This is a genomic window from Novosphingobium album (ex Liu et al. 2023) (assembly GCF_029076845.1).
In the GTDB taxonomy this organism is placed as follows: domain Bacteria; phylum Pseudomonadota; class Alphaproteobacteria; order Sphingomonadales; family Sphingomonadaceae; genus Novosphingobium.
Window position 1 is genome coordinate 12,911 of record NZ_JARESE010000020.1, and the last position, 18,610, is coordinate 31,520.

Annotated in this window: 17 protein-coding genes; 10 read left to right on the forward strand and 7 right to left on the reverse strand. The window is 68.2% G+C overall.

All coding sequences use genetic code 11. From position 1 onward, the window contains the following. Nucleotides 1–38 precede the first annotated feature (38 nt). The gene (locus PYV00_RS07775; protein WP_275227719.1) at nt 39–908 is read left to right on the forward strand and encodes a 3-hydroxyacyl-CoA dehydrogenase family protein; all 870 of its coding nucleotides are present in this window, start codon (nt 39–41) and stop codon (nt 906–908) included. A 59-nt stretch (nt 909–967) separates the two neighbouring features. Beyond that, a complete protein-coding gene (locus tag PYV00_RS07780; protein WP_275227720.1) occupies nt 968–1,174 on the forward strand; it encodes a hypothetical protein in 207 nt (68 codons plus the stop codon). A gap of 23 nt (nt 1,175–1,197) precedes the next feature. On the opposite strand, the gene PYV00_RS07785 is transcribed toward PYV00_RS07780, so the two are convergent. The 3 genes from PYV00_RS07785 to mutS all read right to left on the reverse strand — a co-directional run bounded on the left by PYV00_RS07785 (nt 1,198) and on the right by mutS (nt 4,486). Beyond that, the gene (locus tag PYV00_RS07785) at nt 1,198–1,599 is read right to left on the reverse strand and encodes a hypothetical protein (RefSeq protein WP_275227722.1); all 402 of its coding nucleotides are present in this window, start codon (nt 1,597–1,599) and stop codon (nt 1,198–1,200) included. An 82-nt stretch (nt 1,600–1,681) separates the two neighbouring features. Next, nucleotides 1,682–1,858: a hypothetical protein gene (locus tag PYV00_RS07790; protein WP_275227723.1), complete on the reverse strand. Its 177-nt coding sequence runs from the start codon at nt 1,856–1,858 to the stop codon at nt 1,682–1,684. Nucleotides 1,859–1,882: 24 nt separating this feature from the next. Continuing rightward, nucleotides 1,883–4,486, reverse strand: a complete 2,604-nt coding sequence (gene mutS / locus PYV00_RS07795; RefSeq protein ID WP_275227724.1) for a DNA mismatch repair protein MutS — start codon at nt 4,484–4,486, stop codon at nt 1,883–1,885. Nucleotides 4,487–4,598: 112 nt separating this feature from the next. Here mutS and PYV00_RS07800 point away from each other — a divergent pair, with 112 nt between their 5' ends. After that, a complete protein-coding gene (locus PYV00_RS07800) occupies nt 4,599–6,860 on the forward strand; it encodes an NADP-dependent malic enzyme (RefSeq protein WP_275227725.1) in 2,262 nt (753 codons plus the stop codon). A 4-nt stretch (nt 6,861–6,864) separates the two neighbouring features. Here the strand turns inward: PYV00_RS07800 and mnmA are convergent, their stop codons facing one another. After that, the gene (mnmA, locus tag PYV00_RS07805; protein WP_275227726.1) at nt 6,865–8,016 is read right to left on the reverse strand and encodes a tRNA 2-thiouridine(34) synthase MnmA; all 1,152 of its coding nucleotides are present in this window, start codon (nt 8,014–8,016) and stop codon (nt 6,865–6,867) included. Between the two features lie 135 nt (nt 8,017–8,151). Between mnmA and PYV00_RS07810 the strand changes: the two genes are divergently transcribed. The 7 genes from PYV00_RS07810 to PYV00_RS07840 all read left to right on the forward strand — a co-directional run bounded on the left by PYV00_RS07810 (nt 8,152) and on the right by PYV00_RS07840 (nt 15,852). After that, nucleotides 8,152–8,472: a hypothetical protein gene (locus PYV00_RS07810; protein ID WP_275227728.1), complete on the forward strand. Its 321-nt coding sequence runs from the start codon at nt 8,152–8,154 to the stop codon at nt 8,470–8,472. Between the two features lie 2 nt (nt 8,473–8,474). Next, nucleotides 8,475–8,774 (forward strand): DUF1153 domain-containing protein, encoded by a 300-nt coding sequence (locus tag PYV00_RS07815; RefSeq protein ID WP_091144351.1) that lies wholly within the window; start codon nt 8,475–8,477, stop codon nt 8,772–8,774. 163 nt (nt 8,775–8,937) lie between these two features. After that, nucleotides 8,938–9,183, forward strand: a complete 246-nt coding sequence (locus tag PYV00_RS07820) for a GlsB/YeaQ/YmgE family stress response membrane protein (RefSeq protein WP_428981619.1) — start codon at nt 8,938–8,940, stop codon at nt 9,181–9,183. A gap of 243 nt (nt 9,184–9,426) precedes the next feature. Then, nucleotides 9,427–10,617 (forward strand): efflux RND transporter periplasmic adaptor subunit, encoded by a 1,191-nt coding sequence (locus PYV00_RS07825; RefSeq protein WP_275227729.1) that lies wholly within the window; start codon nt 9,427–9,429, stop codon nt 10,615–10,617. 8 nt (nt 10,618–10,625) lie between these two features. Then, a complete protein-coding gene (locus tag PYV00_RS07830) occupies nt 10,626–14,042 on the forward strand; it encodes an efflux RND transporter permease subunit (RefSeq protein WP_275227730.1) in 3,417 nt (1,138 codons plus the stop codon). A 71-nt stretch (nt 14,043–14,113) separates the two neighbouring features. Further along, entirely contained in the window at nt 14,114–15,322 is a 1,209-nt protein-coding gene (locus PYV00_RS07835; protein ID WP_275227918.1) for a DUF445 domain-containing protein, read from the forward strand. Beyond that, entirely contained in the window at nt 15,319–15,852 is a 534-nt protein-coding gene (locus PYV00_RS07840; RefSeq protein WP_275227731.1) for a GNAT family N-acetyltransferase, read from the forward strand. Before PYV00_RS07835 ends, PYV00_RS07840 begins: the two co-directional genes overlap by 4 nt. A 19-nt stretch (nt 15,853–15,871) precedes the next feature. Here PYV00_RS07840 and PYV00_RS07845 read toward each other — a convergent pair whose 3' ends face one another. The 3 genes from PYV00_RS07845 to PYV00_RS07855 form a co-directional block, all read right to left on the reverse strand. Then, the gene (locus PYV00_RS07845; RefSeq protein ID WP_275227732.1) at nt 15,872–16,738 is read right to left on the reverse strand and encodes an energy transducer TonB; all 867 of its coding nucleotides are present in this window, start codon (nt 16,736–16,738) and stop codon (nt 15,872–15,874) included. A 115-nt stretch (nt 16,739–16,853) separates the two neighbouring features. Then, a complete protein-coding gene (locus tag PYV00_RS07850; RefSeq protein WP_275227733.1) occupies nt 16,854–17,783 on the reverse strand; it encodes an electron transfer flavoprotein subunit alpha/FixB family protein in 930 nt (309 codons plus the stop codon). Beyond that, a complete protein-coding gene (locus PYV00_RS07855; protein ID WP_275227734.1) occupies nt 17,783–18,529 on the reverse strand; it encodes an electron transfer flavoprotein subunit beta/FixA family protein in 747 nt (248 codons plus the stop codon). The genes PYV00_RS07850 and PYV00_RS07855 overlap by 1 nt, the downstream gene beginning before the upstream one ends. Nucleotides 18,530–18,610: the final 81 nt, after the last annotated feature.

The following is an 18,610-nucleotide window of genomic DNA, read 5'->3' on the forward strand; positions in this document are numbered from 1 at the left end:
AGGCAGCCGGGAAATTCCAGTCAGTGAAGGAGTCGGGGATGCAGACAGTCGCGATCATCGGTTCGGGCATCATGGGTTCGGGCATCGCGCAGACCGTGGCGGGCAAGGGCATCAACGTGCTCCTTTCCGATGTCGATCTCGCCATCGCCGAGAAGGGCAAGGCGGGAATCGCCAAGAGCCTCGACAAGCTGGTCGCGCGAGGCAAGCTGGACGCCGCCCAGGCCGCGGCGACGCTCGCGCGGATCACCCCGATCGGCGATTACGCGCCGATGGCGGCGGCCGACCTGATCATCGAGGCGGCGACCGAGCGCGAGGACATCAAGCACGCGATCTTCAAGACCGCCGGCGAAGTGCTGGGCGCGAACGCGATCATGGCATCGAACACCAGCTCGATCCCGATCACCCGCATGGCCGCCAGTTCGCCCGACGCCAGCCGCTTCTGCGGGCTGCACTTCTTCAATCCGGTGCCGGTGATGGGCCTGGTCGAAGTGATCCCCGGCCTTGCCACCTCGCCGGAAACCACCGCGCGGATGAAGGCGTTCGGCGAGAAGCTGGGCAAGACCGTGGTGCTCGCCGGCGATGAGCCCGGCTTCGTGGTCAACCGCATCCTGTGCCCGATGCTGAACGAGGCAATCTTCGTGCTCGGCGCCGGGGTCGGCACGGTCGAGGATATCGACGCGGGCTGCCGCATCGGCCTCAACCACCCGATGGGCCCGCTGACGCTGGCCGACTTCGTCGGGCTCGACACGCTCTACGAGATCATGAAGGTGTTCCATTCGACCACCGGCGATCCCAAGTACCGCCCCGCGCCGCTGCTGCAGAAATATGTCGAGGCGGGCTGGTACGGCCGCAAGACCGGGCGCGGCTTCTACGACTATTCGGGCGAGAAGCCGGTCCCCACGCGGTAAGAGGGAGTTCGGGAACCCGGCGCGCGCCGCCGCGTTGGGCCCGGCAAAGGAACACGAGCATGAGCGAACATCCGGCCGGCGCGAACGGCAAGCGCGTGAGCGTGCGCAAGCGGCCCCGCCGGCCCAGGGCCCGCTATCTGGGCCTCGGCAATGTCGGGCTGGACGATCTGCGCGCGGTCAAGGCGCCCGAACTGGTGCGGCGGCTGCTGCGCAAGCGAATCCGGCGCCGCGCCAGTATCAACCGCGCCGGCAGCGAGGAACGGTAGGCGGGTCTCCTCGCGACTCGCGCTCAGTAGGCCCGGTGGTCGACAGGCACGCCGCGGCTGCGGGTGGCCGGGGCTTCCGCCTCGTGCTCGGGCCGCTCGGGCTCGGTCATGGCCGAAGGGTCGCTGCCGCTGGCATCGTCGATCAGCTGTTCGTCGGGCACGGCATCCATGGTGACGACGTCCTGATCCTCGACCGGATCGGGCGCCGGCCGTTCGGAAACGCGGGGCTTGGCGGGTTCCGGCACGGCTTGCGCGTCATCGCCCGGCGCGGCCTCCCCGGCCTGCCTTGCCGCGAGCTGCGCGGCGGCGGCGCGGCTGAGCGCGCTTTCCTCCTCGGGCGTTCCCACCAGCAGTCGCACCAGCACCAGCACGACCGCCACCATGCCCAGCGTAAAGCCGATCCTGTGCGAAGACTGCTTTTCCATGACGCGCGCAGACTAGCGCGGATTGGTTAAGCAATGGTCGCCGGGGCGGTCGCCGGACGCGCCGCGCCCCGCGCCCCGGCGTTCACTTGGCGGTCTTGGCCCAGGGATTGACGTGCTGCTGCGTCTTGGCGGGCTGGCCCCCCTGGTCACTGTCGTCGGCGGAGGGCACCGAGCAATAGGCGGTGAGCAGGACGCCCGCCGACCAGAACAGCGCGTTCCAGCGGCTGCGGAATACGGTGGAGATCTTCGGCCCGAACATGGCGCCTGCCTAGCAGGCACAAGGTTAAGGATCGGTGCCCGCCTCGCGTTTCAGTTCGTAAAGCATGTCGAGCGCCTCGCGCGGGCTGAGCGCATCGAGATCGAGGCCGCGCAAGCGCTCACGCAAGCCGTCGCACGCCTCCTCGCGCGCTTCGAAGGCGGCGGCGAACAGCGGCAGGTCGCCCAGCCCCGCCGCCAGCCCGCCAGTCTGCGCCCGGCCCTTTTCCAGCTTTTCGAGCACGGCCCTGGCGCGGGCGATGACTTTGGCGGGCACTCCCGCCAGCCGGGCGACGGCCAGGCCATAGCTGCGGTCGGCCGGGCCGTCGGCCAGTTCGTGCAGCAGCACCAGATCGCCTTTCCATTCGCGCGCGCGGACGTGGTGGAGCGACAGCGCCTCGCAGGTCTCGGCCAGCCGCGCCAGCTCGTGGTAGTGGGTGGCGAACAGGCAGCGGCAGCGGTTGGTCTCGTGCACCGCCTCGGCCACCGCCCAGGCGAGCGCCAGGCCATCGTAAGTCGACGTGCCGCGCCCCACTTCGTCAAGGATGACGAAGCTGCGCTCGGTCGCCTGGCTGAGGATCGCGGCGGTCTCGACCATTTCGACCATGAACGTGGAACGCCCGCGCGCGAGGTTGTCCGACGCGCCCACACGGCTGAACAGCCGGTCGACCAGCCCGATCGTCGCGGCCTGCGCCGGCACGAAGCCGCCCGCCTGCGCCAGCAGCACGATCAGCGCGTTCTGGCGCAGGAACGTGGACTTGCCGCCCATGTTGGGCCCGCCGATCAGCCAGAGCCGGTCTTCGGGTGCGAGCCGGCAATCGTTGGCCACGAAGCGCTCGCCAGCGGCGGCCAGCGCGGCCTCGACCACCGGATGCCGTCCGCCTTCGATCGCCAGGCAGGGCTCGTCGCGGATCTCGGGCCGGGCCCAGCCGCCTTCGGCCGCGCGCTCGGCCTGCCCGGCGGCGACGTCGATCCGGGCGAGCGCGGCGGCGGTCTGCGCGATCGCCTGGCGGGCGGCGATCGCCATCGTCACCAGTTCCTCGAAATGCGCGTCCTCGGCGGCGAGCGCGTGCGCGCCCGCCTCGGTGATGCGGCTGGCCTCCGCGTGCAACGCCAGCGCGTTGAAGCGCATCGCGCCAGCCATCGTCTGGCGGTGGCTGAAGCCGCTGTCGGGCGCCATCAGCTTGTCGGCATGGCGTGCGGGCACTTCCACGAAATAGCCCAGCACGTTGTTGTGCTTGATCTTGAGCGTGGCGACGCCCGTCTGGTCGCGATACTTCGCTTCCAGCGCGGCGATGGCGCGGCGGGCATTGCCGGCGATCCGGCGCAGCTCGTCGAGCGCGGCGTCATAGCCTTCGGCAATGAAGCCGCCCTGCCCGCGCTCGGTCGGCGGTGCGGGCACCAGCGCGCGATCGTAGCGATCGACCAGCGCGCCATGGCCGGCAAGCGCCGGCAGCAGGCGCGCCAGCAACAGCGGCAGATCGCCGCGCCCGCCCAGCCGATCGTGCAAGGCGCGCGCGCCGGCCAGCCCATCGCGCAACTGGCCCAGATCGCGCGGGCTGCCCCGGCCCGCCACCACCCGGCCCAGCGCCCGGCCCAGATCGGGCAGCGCGCGCAAGGCGGCGCGCAGGCTTTCGCGCAGCAAGCCATCCTCGTGCAGCCAGGCGACGAGTTCCAGCCGCTCGGCAATCGCGTGTGCGCCGGTCAGCGGCGCCGAAAGATCCTCGGCCAGCTGGCGCGCGCCCGCGCCCGTGACGCAGCGGTCGATCGCGTCGATCAGGCTGCCCTTGCGTCCTCCTTGCGCGGCTTCGAGGATTTCCAGGCTGGCGCGCGTCGCCGCGTCCATCGCCAGCGCGGCATTGCCGGCGCGCGCTTCGGGCGGCAGCAGCAGCGGCAGGCTGCCGCGCCCGACATGTTCGAGATAGGCGACCAGCCCGCCCGCCGCCGCCAGCATCGTGCGCGTGAACAGGCCGAACCCGTCGAGCGTGGCGACGCCGTGGATCGCCTTGAGCCGCGCCTCGCCGCTGTCGCTGGCGAAGCCGCGCGCCGGCCGCGCGATCGCGCCTTCGGGCATGGCCTCCCACCCCTCGGGCGCGACGATCTCGCTCGCGCCCAGCCGCGCCAGTGCCGCGCCCAGCCGATCGGGCGCGCATTCCTCCAGCTCCATCCGGCCGGTCGAGATGTCGCAGGCGGCGATGCCCACCAGCCCGCGCATCTCGCACACGGCGGCCAGCACGTTCGCCCGGCGCGGTTCGAGCAGCGCTTCCTCGGTCAGCGTGCCGGCGGTGACGAAGCGCACGATATCGCGCGCGACCAGCGCTTTCGAGCCGCCGCGCTGCTTCGCCTCGGCCGGCGTTTCGACCTGCTCGGCGATGGCGACGCGGCAACCCGCCTTGATCAGCCGCGCCAGATAGCTTTCGGCTGAATGCACCGGCACGCCGCACATCGGGATGGGCTGCCCCAGATGCTCGCCGCGCGTGGTCAGCGCGATGTCGAGGATCTGCGATGCCTGCCGGGCATCGTCGAAGAACAGCTCGAAGAAGTCCCCCATGCGATAGAACAGCAGGCAATCGCCCGCCTCCCCGCGCAAGGCGAGGTATTGGGCCATCATCGGGGTTGCGCCGCCACTCATCATCCGTGGTTAGCGCCAGCGGTGCCGATTCGAAAAGCGCGGCGGGGTGAGCTTTCCCCTATCGCGTCCGGGCGAGATTGGTTAGGGCGTGGCCAAACTGGGGAGTTCCGGCGTGTCCGACAACAAGATCGAATTCACCGAGCGCGAGGCGCTGTTCTACCACAACACGATCCGGCCGGGTAAGATCGAGATCATCGCCTCCAAGCCGATGGCGAGCCAGCGTGACCTCAGCCTCGCCTATTCCCCCGGCGTCGCCGTGCCGGTGCGCGCCATCGCCGATGATCCCGCGAACGCTTACGAATATACCGCCAAGGGCAACCTCGTCGCCGTCGTGTCGAACGGCACCGCGATCCTGGGCATGGGCAATCTCGGCGCGCTGGCCTCCAAGCCGGTGATGGAAGGCAAGGCGGTGCTGTTCAAGCGCTTCGCCGACGTCGATGCCATCGACATCGAGCTCAACACCGAGGACCCCGAGGCCTTCATCAACGCGGTGGCGCTGATGGAACCCTCGTTCGGCGGCATCAACCTTGAGGATATCAAGGCGCCCGAATGCTTCCTGATCGAGCAGGCGCTGCGCGAGCGGATGAACATCCCGGTGATGCATGACGACCAGCACGGCACCGCGATCATCTCGGCCGCCGGCCTGGTGAACGCCTGCTACCTCACCAATCGCGAGCTGAAGGACGTGAAGGTCGTGGTCAACGGCGCGGGCGCGGCGGCGATCGCCTGCACCGCGCTGATCAAGGCGATGGGCGTGCGGCACGACAACGTGATCATGTGCGATTCCAAGGGCGTGATCTACAAGGGCCGCACCGCCGGGATCGACCAGTTCAAGTCGGCCCACGCGGTGGAGACCGACGCGCGCACGCTGGCCGACGCCATGGTGGACGCCGACATCTTCCTGGGCCTTTCGGTCAAGGGCGCGGTGACGCAGGACATGGTCAAGTCGATGGCCAAACAGCCGATCATCTTCGCCATGGCCAACCCGGACCCGGAAATCACCCCGCCCGAAGCCAAGGCCGCGCGGCCCGACGCGATCATCGCCACCGGCCGTTCAGACTATCCCAACCAGGTCAACAACGTGCTGGGCTTCCCCTTCATCTTCCGCGGCGCGCTCGACGTGCGGGCGACCGCGATCAACGAGGAGATGAAGATCGCCGCCGCGCGCGCCATCGCCGAGCTGGCGCGCGAGCAGGTGCCCGAGGAAGTCGCCGCCGCTTACGGCAAGAACCACCAGTTCGGGCTCGACTACATCATCCCCGCGCCGTTCGATCCGCGCCTGATGGAAGTGGTGTCCTCCGCCGTCGCCAAGGCGGCGATGGACACCGGCGTGGCGCGCAAGCCGATCGAGGATTTCGACGCCTATCGCCACGCGCTGCGCAGCCGGCTCAACCCCACGACCTCGGCGCTGACCAACGTCTATGCGCTGGTCAAGCAGAACCCCAAGCGGATGATCTTCGCCGAGGCGGAGAACGAGGTCGTGCTGCGCGCCGCGATCCAGTATCGCGATTTCGGCTATGGCGAGCCGGTGCTGGTCGGCCGCACCCAGGCGGTGCTCGACAAGTTCGCCGAACTCGGCGTCAGCGATCCCGAAAGCTACCAGATCGAGAACTCGCTCGTCTCCGAGCATGTCGAGCCGATGGTGGAGATGCTCTACGGCCGGCTCCAGCGGCGCGGCTTCCTGGAGCGCGATGTGCGCCGCATGGTCAACCAGGATCGCAACGTCTTCGCCTCGGGCCTGCTCAAGCTGGGCGTGGGCGATGCCATGATCACCGGCATGACGCGGCCTTTCGCGCAATCGATGATCGAGGTGCGGCGCGTGCTCGATGCCAAGCCCGGCACGCTGCCGTTCGGCATCCACATGATGGTGGGCCAGCATCACACCGTGTTCCTGGCCGATACCACGATCAACGAGCGGCCCAGCGCCGAGGATCTGGCGCTGATCGCCACCGGCACCGCCGCCGTCGCGCGGCGGATGGGGCATGAGCCGCGCGTCGCCTTCCTCAGCTATTCGACGTTCGGCAATCCCTCGGGCCGCTGGCTGGAGAACATCCGCGAGGCGGTGCACATCCTCGACGGCCAGGACCCCGGCTTCGAATACGAAGGCGACATGGCGCCCGATGCCGCGCTCAATCCCAAGGTGATGAAGAACTATCCGTTCTCGCGGCTGTCGGGACCGGCCAACGTGCTGGTCATGCCCGGCCTGCAATCGGCCAACATCTCGGCCAAGCTGCTGCGCGAGCTGACCGGCACGACCACGATCGGCCCGATGCTGATCGGCATGGAAAAGCCGGTGCAGATCGCGCCGATGACCGCGATCGCGCCCGACCTGCTGACGCTGGCCGTGCTCGCCGCCGCCGGCATCGCGGGGTAGAGCGCTATCGCGCCGGTTCGGTCGCGGCGATCCAGCCGCCGCCAACGACGCGATCGCCCGCATAGAGCACCGCCGCCTGACCGGGGGCGACGCCGTATTCAGGCTCGGCAAAGCAGATCGTGGCGGCCGCGCCGTCACCCAGCGACCCTGCCAGCGAGACCGGCACGGGCCGCGCCAGCGACCGGACCTTGGCGGCCAACGGCGCATCGGACAGCGGGCCGATCCGGTTGGTCTCGACGATCCGCGCCGCGCCCACGGCCAGCAGGCGCCGGGGGCCGGCCAGCACCCGCCGCGCCGCCGCGTCGATGCCGGTGACATAGAGCGGCTCGGGCTGGCCGCCGATCTCCAGCCCGCGCCGCTGGCCGACGGTGTAGTGGATCACGCCGCGATGCGCCCCCAGCACCGCGCCGGTCTCGGCGTGCACGATCTCGCCCGGCGCCTCGCCCTCGGGACGGACCTGGCGGACGACTTTCGCATAATCGCCATCAGGCACGAAGCAGATGTCCTGGCTGTCGGGCTTGGCCGCGACCCTGAGGCCCGCGACCTCGGCAATCCGCCGGGTCTCGCTCTTGGGCAGGCCGCCCAGCGGGAAGCGCAGGAAATCGAGTTGCGCCTCGGTGGTGGCGTAAAGGAAATAGCTCTGGTCGCGCGCCGGATCGGCCGCGCGGTGCAGCTCGGCACCGGCCGGGCCCACGACGCGGCGGACATAGTGCCCGGTCGCCAGGCAATCGGCGCCCAGATCGCGCGCCATCGCCAGCAGGTCGGTGAACTTGGGGCCCATGTTGCAGCGGATGCAGGGGATCGGCGTGCGCCCGGCGAGATAATCGTCGGCGAAGCGTTCCACCACCTCCTCGCGAAAGCGGCTCTCGTGATCGAAGACATAGTGCGCGATGCCAAGGCGATCGGCCACGGCGCGCGCGTCGCGGATGTCGTCGCCGGCACAGCAGGCGCCCTTGCGGCCCGTCGCGGCGCCATAGTCATAGAGCTGGAGCGTGACGCCGATGGTCTCGGCCCCGCTCGCGGCCGCCAGCGCGGCGACGACCGAGCTGTCGACCCCGCCCGACATCGCCACCACCACCCGGCGCGCGCGCAAGGGGCCGGCCAACTGGAACAGCGGCGCGATATCGAGGTCGGAAAGATCGCCAGGCGCGGACATGGCTGCGGCCCATACCCCCCCGCGCGCGCCACGCCAACTACTGATGCCGGGGGACCGGGACGGTTAACTATCCTCAACAGCAGGTAAAGCCGGCCTTTACCTCCCCTTGACCAACGCGTGCCTATAACCTGCCGCATGGAGATCGCATTTGACCTCGTAAATTGCACCGACGGGCTTTCCGGCGCCGCGCGCGAGCGGGCATCGGACCATCCCGAATGGCCGGTGCTGCACGCGCGCCTGGTCGCCGCACGCGAATCATTTTCCATGCTGAGCAAGGATTTCGCCGTGGGAACCAGTCGCCGGCGCGGCAGTTTTGCCGATGAAGCGGCACACCGTCTGGCCACTTACGGTCATGTCTCAACGACCGTTAACCCTAGTGCTTTAGTCAATGGCAAGCCCGAAGCGGACAATGATGCGCTTGTCGCCGGCACAACCAGAACTGGCGGACGAGGGTAAAGATGATCGAGAACCAGAAGATTCGTCCTGCCCAGGTGATCGGGCCGCTCGGTGAGCCGCTGACGCTCGAGTCGCTGCCGCCGCCGAACACCAGCCGGTGGGTGGTGCGCCGCAAGGCGGAAGTCGTCGCGGCGGTCAACGGCGGCCTGCTGACGATCGACGAGGTGTGCGAACGCTACCAGCTCACGCTGGAGGAATTCGCCTCGTGGCAGCGCGCGGTCGATCGTTCGGGAATGCAGGGCCTGCGCGTCACGCGCATCCAGCACTATCGCGACCTCTACGAGCGTCAGCAGAAATACTGAGCGCGCGGGCGCTCCGGCTTAACCATGCGGCTATCCTTCGGCGGCGGCGGGCGATATGCTCGGCGCCGCCGGGCCCGTTGCGGGCCCGCGCCGGGCGCGCGGCACCGGCCACGCGCGAGGAGAGGAGTGCATTGCCGTGATTGACTTCATCGTCGCCATCATCATGGGCGGGATCATGGGCTGGCTGGCCAGCAAGGTAATGAATCGCGATGCCTCGATGGGCATCTTCTGGAACATCGTGGTCGGCTGCGTCGGCTCGATCCTGGGCCGCTTCCTGCTCGGCCAGTTCATCGGCGGCGGCCAGTTGCGCGGCGATGCGTTCGACTGGCGCACGCTGGTGACGGCGTTCATCGGCGCGCTGATCCTGCTGGCCCTGGCCAATCTGGTGCAGCGCGGCCGCTTGCGCTGAGCGCGCGAAACCCGCCTTTCGCCAAGGCTGAACGCGATACTGTTGCCCCGTTGCAAGTCGTTCGTCGATGCGTATTGCAGCGGGGCGACTTCGCATTGCCACCCGTTCGACGCGGGTATATGGCCGCACGACCTGTTTCGAAGGCGGGGTCCGTATGCCGGTTCGGCGGACGGTCTGGCGCCGAAAATCAATCGTGCCGCGCCGCTCACGGGCTGAGGCGCGCGACATTGGGCGGTGACGGCAATGAATTACGACGCCAAGATCGAACTCGGCGATGACGAGACCGCGCTTGACGCGCTGACCCACGGCGACGCGCAGGATCGCGCCTCCCGCCGGCGCATGTGGCTGATCCTGGCAGCGATCGTGGTGGTGCTGATCGGCATCTGGTTCCTGCTCCATCGCGGCAATGCCGACGAGTTCGACGCGGCCAAGCAGGAGCAGATCCCCACCGTTTCCGTGATCCAGCCGGGTCGCGCGTCGATCACCGGCACGATCACCGCGACCGGATCGCTGGCCGCCCGGCGCGAGATGCCGGTGGGTTCGGCGGGCGAAGGCGGATCGGTGGCGCAAGTGCTGGTCGATGCCGGCGCCTGGGTCGAACAGGGCCAGGTCCTGGCCGTGGTGGACCGTTCGGTGCAGACCCAGCAGATCGCCGGGCTCGCCTCGCAGATCGACGTTTCGGCGGCCGACGCCCGGCTGGCGCAGGCCAATCTCGATCGCGCGCTCAAGCTGGTCGATCGCGGTTTCATTTCCAAGGCCGACGTCGATCGGCTGACCGCGACGCGCGATGCCGCCGTCGCCCGCGTCGGCGTCGCCAGGGCGCAGCTGGGCGAAATGCAGGCCCGCACCCGCCGGCTCAACATCGTCGCGCCGGCCGCCGGCCTCGTGCTCGAACGCAATGTCGAGCCCGGCCAGGTCGTCACCGCCGGCAGCGGCGTGCTGTTCCGCATCGCCAAGGACGGCGAGATGGAGCTGCGCGCCCGGCTGAGCGAGGACGACCTCGCCAAGCTGAGCATCGGCCAGGAAGCGCAAATCACCCCCGTCGGCCTCGGCCGGAGCTTCACCGGCCAGATCTGGCAAGTGGCGCCCACCATCAATGCGACCGACCGCCAGGGCGAAGCGCGGATCGCGCTGCCCTATGCGCGCGAACTGCGCCCCGGCGGGTTCGCCAGCGCCGAGATCGCCTCTGGCGCGCTGGTCGCGCCGATGCTGCCGGAGTCCGCCATCATGAGCGATGCCAGGGGCAGCTTCGTCTACGTCGTCGGCCCGAACGACAAGGTCCAGCGCCGCTCCGTGCGGACCGGCACCGTCACCGCCGGGGGCATCGCCGTGATCGAGGGGCTCAGCGGCACGGAACGCGTAGTCCTGCGCGCCGGCGGCTTCCTCAACGAAGGCGACGCGGTCAAGGCGCGCCTCGTCAAACACGGCGGCTGAGCGGGACGATGGGTCTGCGCAATATCTCGGCATGGTCGATCCGCAATCCGATCATACCGATCGTCTTCTTCATCGGCGTGATGATCGCCGGCATCGTCTCGTTCAGCCGGATGGACGTGAACAACATGCCGGACGTCGATTTCCCCGGCGTGCTCGTGCGGGTCTCCCAGCCCGGCGCGGCGCCGACCGAGATCGAGACGCAAGTCACCCAGAAGGTGGAAGCGGCGGCCCGCTCGATCAGCGGGGTCGAGGAAATCGAATCGACCGCGTCCGAGGGCAGCTCGGTCACGTTCGTGCGCTTCGCCATCGGCACCGACGTCGATGTCGCGACCAACCAGGTCAAGAACGCGGTGGACCAGATCCGCAGCGACTTGCCCGAAGGCATCCTGGAACCGCAAGTCAGCAAGATCGAGGCCGGCGGCGGCGGCTCGCTCGCCTTCTTCGCGGTCAGCGCCGATGACATGACGATGGAGCAGCTCAGCTGGTTTGTCGACGATACGGTGGCCAAGCGGCTGCTCTCGCTCGAAGGCCTCGCCACGGTCGATCGCAACGGCGGGGTCGATCGCGAGATCCGCGTGGTGATGGACCCGGCGCGGATGGACGCGCTGGGCGTGAGCGCGCGCGATGTCAACAATGTCCTGCGCTCGATCAATACCGATGCGGCCGGCGGGCAGGCGGAAATCGCCGGCTCGCGCCAGTCGGTGCGTGTGCTGGGCAATGCCGACACCGCCTATGAGCTGTCGCAGACGCGGATCAATCTGGGCGGGGGACGCTCGGTCAAGCTGGCGGACATCGCCCAGGTGCGCGACGGTTATTCCGAGCAGACCCGCATCGCCCGGCTCAACGGCCGCGAAGTCGTGACCTTCGGCTTCGAGCGCGCGCGCGGCGCTTCCGAAGTCACCGTCTATGACAACGCGATCAAGGCGCTGGAAGAGATCCAGAAGGAAAACCCGGACGTCCACTTCACCGAGCAGTTCTCGCAAGTCACGTATACCAAGGGGCAATACACCAGCTCGATGGAAGCGCTGGTCGAAGGGGCGGTGCTGGCGATCGTGATCGTCTACCTGTTCCTGCGGGACTGGCGGGCGACCTTCATCGCCGCGATCGCCATCCCGCTTTCGGCGATCCCCACGTTCTGGTTCATGGAAATGCTGGGCTTCACGCTCAACTTCCTCTCGCTGCTCGCGCTGAGCCTGGTCGCGGGGGTCCTGGTGGACGATGCCATCGTCGAGATCGAGAACATCGTCAGACACATGCGCATGGGCAAGACGGCCTATCAGGCCGCGATCGACGCCGCCGACGAGATCGGCCTGGCCGTCGTCGCGACCACGTTCTCGATCGTCGCGGTGTTCCTGCCGGTCGGCCTGATGCCAGGCATCCCGGGCCAGTTCTTCAAGGCTTTCGGCCTGACGGTGGTGGCCGCCGTGCTGATGAGCCTTGCCGTCGCGCGGCTTATCACGCCGATGGTCGCGGCCTATTTCCTCAAGGCGCATGGCCATGCCGAGCACGGCGCGGGCCGGGCCATGGACCTTTACATGAAAGTGCTCGCCTGGACGCTGGACAACAGCGAATCGCTGCGGCGGCGCGCGGCGCTGGTCAGGGTCCGGGGGCTGTGGTGGTTCTATCCGATCGCCGCGCTGCTCATCGTCGCGATCGTCGGCATCAGCATCGCGCTGTCGTATCTGACCTTCCAGGGGCTGAGCAAGATCGGCTTGCACTTCGTGGTCGCGGCGATGATCTCGCCGCTGGTGGCCGTGGCCGCCGGCGTGCTGATCGCCAAGGGGCTGAAGGCGCTGGCCGGCACGATGGGCCGGTTCGGCGCATGGTGGACCTATTTCGCCAACCGCTTCAGCGCGCGCACGCGCGATCATCGCTTCTTCGCGTTCTGCGCGGGCCTCTATGCGCTGGTGATCACGTTCGCGCTGCTGGCCGGGCTGCCGCAGCAGTTCCAGCCGAACACCAACGAGGATACCAGCCAGGTCAATATCGAGTTGGTGCCCGGCACCACGATCGACCAGACCGCCGAGGTGGCGCACCATGTCACCCGGCTGATCGAGGCGCAGCCCGAAGTGCTGCGCGTGCTGGAATCCGCGCGCGAAGGCAATGCCTCGCTCTACATCTCGCTCAAGCCCGCCGCCGAGCGCGAGGCGACCAGCATCGAATTCGAACGCCGCGTCGCGCCCGAACTCCAGAAGATCCCCGATGCCCGCGTCAGCTTCGCCTCGCAATCGGGCGGCTTCGGCACCGGGCGCGACATCTCGGTGATGCTCTCGGGCAGCAATCCGGAACTGCTCAACCGCACCGCGCAGAAGCTGGTCGAGGAAATGCGCGGGATCGACGGCGTCGTCGCGCCGCGCATCGCGGCCGACCTGCAACGGCCCGAACTGGTCATCGTGCCCCGGCTCGACCTTGCCGCGCAGCTGGGCGTCACCACCGCCGCGCTGAGCCAGACCATCCGCATCGCCACGCTGGGCGAGATCGACCAGAACGCGGCGAAGTTCTCGCTCACCGATCGCCAGGTGCCGATCCGGGTGATCCTGCCGCGCTCCTCGCGCCGCGACATCTCGACGATCGCGAACCTGCCGGTGCCCACCGCCAGCGGCGGCTCCGTCCCGCTCAAGCGCGTGGCCGAGATCCGCTTCGGCGAAGGGCCCACCCAGATCCAGCGCTACAACCAGTCGCGCCGCATCTTCGTTGGCGCGGACCTTGGCGAAGGCAAGGTGAAGGGCCCGATCATGGCCCAGATCCAGACCCTGCCAGTCATGCAGAACCTGCCCACGGGCGTGTCGAACGAAGCGGTCGGCGACGACAAGTGGCAGGCCGAGATGATCAACAGCTTCATCATCGCGGTGATCAGCGGCATCTTCCTGGTCTTCGCGGTGCTGGTGCTGCTCTACAAACGCTTCGTCTCGCCGCTGGTGAACATGATCTCGCTGTTGCTGGCCCCGCTCGGCGGGCTGATCGCGCTCACCATCCTGGGCGAGCCGGTTTCGATGCCGGTCTATATCGGCATCCTGATGCTGCTGGGCATCGTCGCCAAGAACTCGATCCTGCTGATCGACTTCGCGCTGGAGGAAATGGCCAAGGGCGTCGACAAGGTGCACGCGATCATGGACGCCGGGCACAAGCGCGCCCAGCCGATCGTCATGACCACCGTGGCGATGACCGCGGGCATGATCCCCACTGCCGTCTCGCTTTCGGGCGATGCCGCCTGGCGCGCGCCGATGGGCATCACCGTGATCGGCGGGCTCGTGCTGTCCACCATGCTGACGCTGCTGATCGTGCCGGCCGCCTTCAGCCTGGCCGACGGGTTCGAGAAACGGATCGGGCCCAAGCTGCGCCGCTCGCTGCTCACTTATGAGCCCGGCCATGGCGACGAAGACCGTCGGCGCCTCGCCGGCGAGGGCGGGTTCCCGGCCGAATAACGCGGATGGCGCGCCATTCGGCCTTGTTCCGGCGCACCGGCCCGGCCGTGGCGCCCGACAAGGCGCGGCGGATGCGCCTGTTCGCCACGGGCCTGCTGGTGGCGATGGCCGCCGCCTTCCTCCTGCTCAAGCATTACGCCGGCACGCATCCGGGCTGGGATTTCGCACTGGCCTTTACCGAGGCGGCGATGGTCGGCGGCCTGGCCGACTGGTTCGCGGTGACGGCGCTGTTCCGCCACCCGCTGGGCCTGCCGATCCCGCACACCGCGATCATCCCGGACAACAAGGACCGGATCGCCGATTCCATGGCGGCGTTCCTGCGCGACAATTTCCTGACGCCGCAAGTCGTCGCGCGGCGGCTGATCGGCTTCAACCTGGCGGCGAGCGCGGCCGCGTTCCTCTCCGACCCGCGCCGCGAGGGCGAGGCGCGCCTGCGCGACGGCGCGGCCAGCCTGATCGCCGACGTGCTCGAATCGCTCGATCCCGACCGGATCGGCGGGCAAGTGCGGGCCGGACTCGCCCGCCAGCTCGAAAAGCTGGAAGTCGCGCCGCTGCTGGGCCAGATGCTGGCCGCCGCCATCGCCGACAAGCGCCACTTGCCGCTGATCGACGGCAGCATCCGCTGGGCCGGGCACACGCTGGAAGCGAACGAGGACATGGTCCGCACGATGATCCGCGAGCGGGCGAACAGCCTGCTGCGCTTCACCGGGCTCGACACCCGCATTGCCAATTCGGTGCTCGACGGGCTGTACAAGCTGATGGCCGAGATGATCGTGATGCCCGATCACCCGCTACGGCTGAAGATCGAAAGCCTGCTGGAAGGGCTGGCGCACGATCTGGTGCACGATCCCGTGCTTCGCGCCAAAGTGGAAGGCACCAAGCGCGAGATGCTCGCCAATCCGGCGCTGACGGGGTGGTGGCAGGGCCTGTGGGAACGCTTCCGCCACGCGCTGATCGCGACGCTGCGCGATCCCGACGCGGAGCTTACCGGCAAGTTCGGCACGATGCTGGCCGATCTGGGGCAGGCCGTGCGGAACGATCCGCGCCTGCAGACCCAGATCAACCGCTTCGCCCGGCGCACGCTCGTCGGCGTGGTCTCGCGCTATGGCGACGAGATCGTCCGGCTGGTTTCCGAAACGGTCAAGCGCTGGGATGCCGGCACAGTGACGGCGCGGATCGAAGGCGCGGTGGGCCGCGACCTGCAGTTCATCCGCATCAACGGCACGCTGGTGGGCGGGCTTGTCGGGCTGGCGATCCACGCGGTGGAGCGCCTGCTATGACCGAACAGCCCGTATTGACGACCGAGCGGTTCGAGCTGTGGCGCCCGCGCGCCAGTGATCTGGACGGGCTCGTCCAGCTTATCGCCGACGAGGAGACCCGCCGCTTCCTGGGGCCTGCCCGTGCCGACGCGCCATCGCAATGGGACCGACTGCTGCGCAACGCGGGGAGTTGGAGTCTTTACGGCTATGGCACATTTATGGTGCGCCGGCCCGGCGAGGATGCGATCGTCGCCAGTTGCGGCGTGTTCCATTCGTGGCGCGGGCTGGGCCATGGCATGGACGACCAGCCCGAGGCCGGCTGGATCGTGCACCGCGACGGCCGGGGCCAGGCCATCGCCGGCGAAGTGATGCGCGCGGCGATCGCCTGGTTCGAACGGACGCACGGCCCCCGCCGCATCGTCTGCATGATCGAGGAAGGCAACCACGCGTCGGAAAAGGTCGCGACCCGGCTCGGCTTCGCGCGCTATCACACGCAGGCGGCCGAAGAGGATGGCGCGGTACTGAACTTCTACGAACGGCTGCCGCGCTGAGCCAGGCCGCCCCCGCGCCTCACCGCATGATCCATGTGACCGTGTTGATATAGTAGGAAGCCATCGGCTGGCCGCGCGCGTCGAGCGCGGGTTCGAAGCGGGCGCGGTCCATCAACAGCGCGCAGGTCTGCCGGTCGAACCTGGGGCCACCGTAGGAACGCGGAATCCGGCAATCCGTCGGCTTGCCTTGCGCATCGATCATCAGGCGGAAATTGACGATGGCCTGCTTGCCATACACGGATTCGGCGGTTGGGTAGTCGCCGGACCGCAGCCAGGTGTCGGGGTCAGTCATCGGCTTGGGCCCACGCATACCGGTGGCCTGCGCCTGGGGATCGAGCCCCCATGTCTGGACCAGATTGTCCGTGCACTTGCGCAGCGCGGCAAAGGGCTTGTTCATCGGCCCCGTGTCCAGCCGCAACGATTTGCCCGCAAGGCGCAGCGTGATCGAACGAACCGCCGCTTCCATCGCCGGCGTGATGCTGAAATTGTGCTCGTCGTTCTTGTCCTTCCTGTCGACCAGCCGGCTTACCGGGATGAAGATCGTCGGCATCGTCTCACCGACCGTGCCGGTCAGCACTTTACCGTCATAGATGTGAGGCTTGCCTGCGCCGAAAGCGATCGAAAAGCGGCTTTCGTGATCGGTGTGGCGAAAGACCTGCCCCATCAGGAGGAACTGGAAGCTATTGCCGGGCGCGAACCGTTCGAAGCGGATGATCAGCGGATCGTCCTGCGGCCCGAAAGCGCGCGAGAGCGTGCAGCTGGTGTCGTTCCAGTCGACCTGCCACTTGGTGGCCGGCGCCAGCACCGTTTCCCCGGCGAAGGCAGGGCTCGTCGTGGCCGCGACGGCCACGATGCCCGCCAGTATCCGATGAGCTGCCCGTGCCATGCTGTCGCGCCTCTTTGCCATCGGGCGGGACGATATGCAGCGGCCAGCGGCGGCGCCATGAAAAACCCGGCCGTTTCCGACCGGGTTTCTCTTCATTTCGGCGCGGTATGGCGGCTTACAGCTTGCTGGTCAGTTCCGGCACGGCGTTGAACAGATCGGCGACCAGGCCGATATCGGCGACCTGGAAGATCGGCGCGTCCTCGTCCTTGTTGATGGCGATGATGGTCTTGGAATCCTTCATGCCGGCAAGGTGCTGGATCGCACCCGAGATGCCGACCGCGACATAGATTTCCGGCGCGACGATCTTGCCGGTCTGGCCCACCTGATAATCGTTGGGCACGTAGCCCGCGTCCACCGCAGCGCGGCTGGCGCCGACCGCGGCGCCGAGCTTGTCGGCCAGCGGGAAGATGACCTGCTTGAAGGTCTCCGAATCCTTCAGCGCGCGGCCGCCCGAGACGATGATCTTGGCGCTGGTCAGTTCCGGGCGCTCCGACTTGGCGATCTCGGCGCCGACGAAGCTGGAAAGGCCCGCGTCGCCGGGGCCGGCAACCTCCTCGATCGCGGCCGAGCCGCCCGTCGCCGCGGCCTTTTCGAACGCGGTGCCGCGCACCGTGATCACCAGCCTGGCATCGGTCGCCTCCACCGTGGCGATGGCGTTGCCGGCATAGATCGGGCGCGTGAAGGTCTTCTCACCTTCGACCGAGAGGATGTCGGAGATCTGCATCACGTCGAGCAGCGCGGCCACGCGCGGCGCGATGTTCTTGCCGGTGGTGGTGGCGGGCGCGAGGAAGGCATCGTGATGGCCCATCAGATCGGCGATCAGCGGCGCCACGTTCTCGGGCAGGCCATGTTCGTAGGCGGCATTGTCGGCCAGGTGGACCTTGCCCACGCCGGCAATCTGCGCGGCGGCCTCGGCCACGGCGCGGCAGCCCGCGCCGGCGACCACGAGGTGGACTTCACCCAGCTTCGATGCGGCGGTGACGACGGCGAGTGTCGCGTCCTTGAGCGACGCGTTGTCGTGTTCGACCCAGACGAGCGTCTTCATCAGGCTACTCCCATTTCCTTGAGCTTGGCGACCAGCGCGTCGACATCGGGCACCTTGATGCCGGCCTGGCGCACCGGCGGCTCGGAGACCTTGAGCGTCTTGAGGCGCGGCGCGGTATCGACGCCGTAATCGGCGGGCGCCTTCACATCGAGCGGCTTCTTCTTGGCCTTCATGATGTTGGGCAGCGAGGCATAGCGCGGCTCGTTCAGGCGCAGGTCGGTGGTGACGATCGCGGGCATCTTCAGGCTGACCGTCTCCAGGCCGCCATCGACTTCGCGTTTCACCTTCACCGATTCGCCTTCGACGGTGACTTCGCTGGCGAACGTGCCTTGCGGCCGGCCCAGCAGCGCGGCGAGCATCTGGCCGGTCTGGTTCGAATCGTCGTCGATCGCCTGCTTGCCCAGGATCACCAGGCCGGGGTTCTCCTCGGCCACGATGGCCTTGAGGATCTTGGCGACGGCCAGCGGCTCCACCTCGTCATCGGTTTCCACCAGGATCGCCCGGTCAGCGCCCATGGCAAGCGCGGTGCGCAGCGTTTCCTGCGCCTTGGCCGGGCCGACCGAGATCGCCACGATCTCTTCGGCCACGCCCTTTTCCTTCAGGCGGATGGCTTCCTCGACCGCGATCTCGTCGAACGGGTTCATGCTCATCTTGACGTTGGCCAGGTCCACGCCCGTGCCATCGGACTTCACCCGCGGCTTGACGTTGTAATCGATCACCCGCTTCACGGGCACGAGGATCTTCATGCGCTTCGGTCCTCTCTTTGCAGGAACGGCGACGATTTAGCCGCGCGATTAAACTGGTTGCGGGCTACGCCATTGCGTCCC

Bases quoted from the DNA above. Each gene is read 5' to 3' on its own strand.
- PYV00_RS07840 (WP_275227731.1), top strand. From the start codon at position 15,319: ATGACCGAACAGCCCGTATTGACGACCGAGCGGTTCGAGCTGTGGCGC.
- PYV00_RS07785 (WP_275227722.1), bottom strand. From the start codon at position 1,599: ATGGAAAAGCAGTCTTCGCACAGGATCGGCTTTACGCTGGGCATGGTG.
- PYV00_RS07790 (WP_275227723.1), bottom strand. From the start codon at position 1,858: ATGTTCGGGCCGAAGATCTCCACCGTATTCCGCAGCCGCTGGAACGCG.
- PYV00_RS07835 (WP_275227918.1), top strand. From the start codon at position 14,114: ATGCGCCTGTTCGCCACGGGCCTGCTGGTGGCGATGGCCGCCGCCTTC.
- PYV00_RS07825 (WP_275227729.1), top strand. From the start codon at position 9,427: ATGAATTACGACGCCAAGATCGAACTCGGCGATGACGAGACCGCGCTT.
- PYV00_RS07845 (WP_275227732.1), bottom strand. From the start codon at position 16,738: ATGGCACGGGCAGCTCATCGGATACTGGCGGGCATCGTGGCCGTCGCG.
- PYV00_RS07775 (WP_275227719.1), top strand. From the start codon at position 39: ATGCAGACAGTCGCGATCATCGGTTCGGGCATCATGGGTTCGGGCATC.
- mutS (WP_275227724.1), bottom strand. From the start codon at position 4,486: ATGAGTGGCGGCGCAACCCCGATGATGGCCCAATACCTCGCCTTGCGC.
- PYV00_RS07780 (WP_275227720.1), top strand. From the start codon at position 968: ATGAGCGAACATCCGGCCGGCGCGAACGGCAAGCGCGTGAGCGTGCGC.
- PYV00_RS07815 (WP_091144351.1), top strand. From the start codon at position 8,475: ATGATCGAGAACCAGAAGATTCGTCCTGCCCAGGTGATCGGGCCGCTC.
- PYV00_RS07855 (WP_275227734.1), bottom strand. From the start codon at position 18,529: ATGAAGATCCTCGTGCCCGTGAAGCGGGTGATCGATTACAACGTCAAG.
- PYV00_RS07830 (WP_275227730.1), top strand. From the start codon at position 10,626: ATGGGTCTGCGCAATATCTCGGCATGGTCGATCCGCAATCCGATCATA.
- PYV00_RS07850 (WP_275227733.1), bottom strand. From the start codon at position 17,783: ATGAAGACGCTCGTCTGGGTCGAACACGACAACGCGTCGCTCAAGGAC.
- mnmA (WP_275227726.1), bottom strand. From the start codon at position 8,016: ATGTCCGCGCCTGGCGATCTTTCCGACCTCGATATCGCGCCGCTGTTC.
- PYV00_RS07820 (WP_428981619.1), top strand. From the start codon at position 8,938: ATGGGCGGGATCATGGGCTGGCTGGCCAGCAAGGTAATGAATCGCGAT.
- PYV00_RS07810 (WP_275227728.1), top strand. From the start codon at position 8,152: ATGGAGATCGCATTTGACCTCGTAAATTGCACCGACGGGCTTTCCGGC.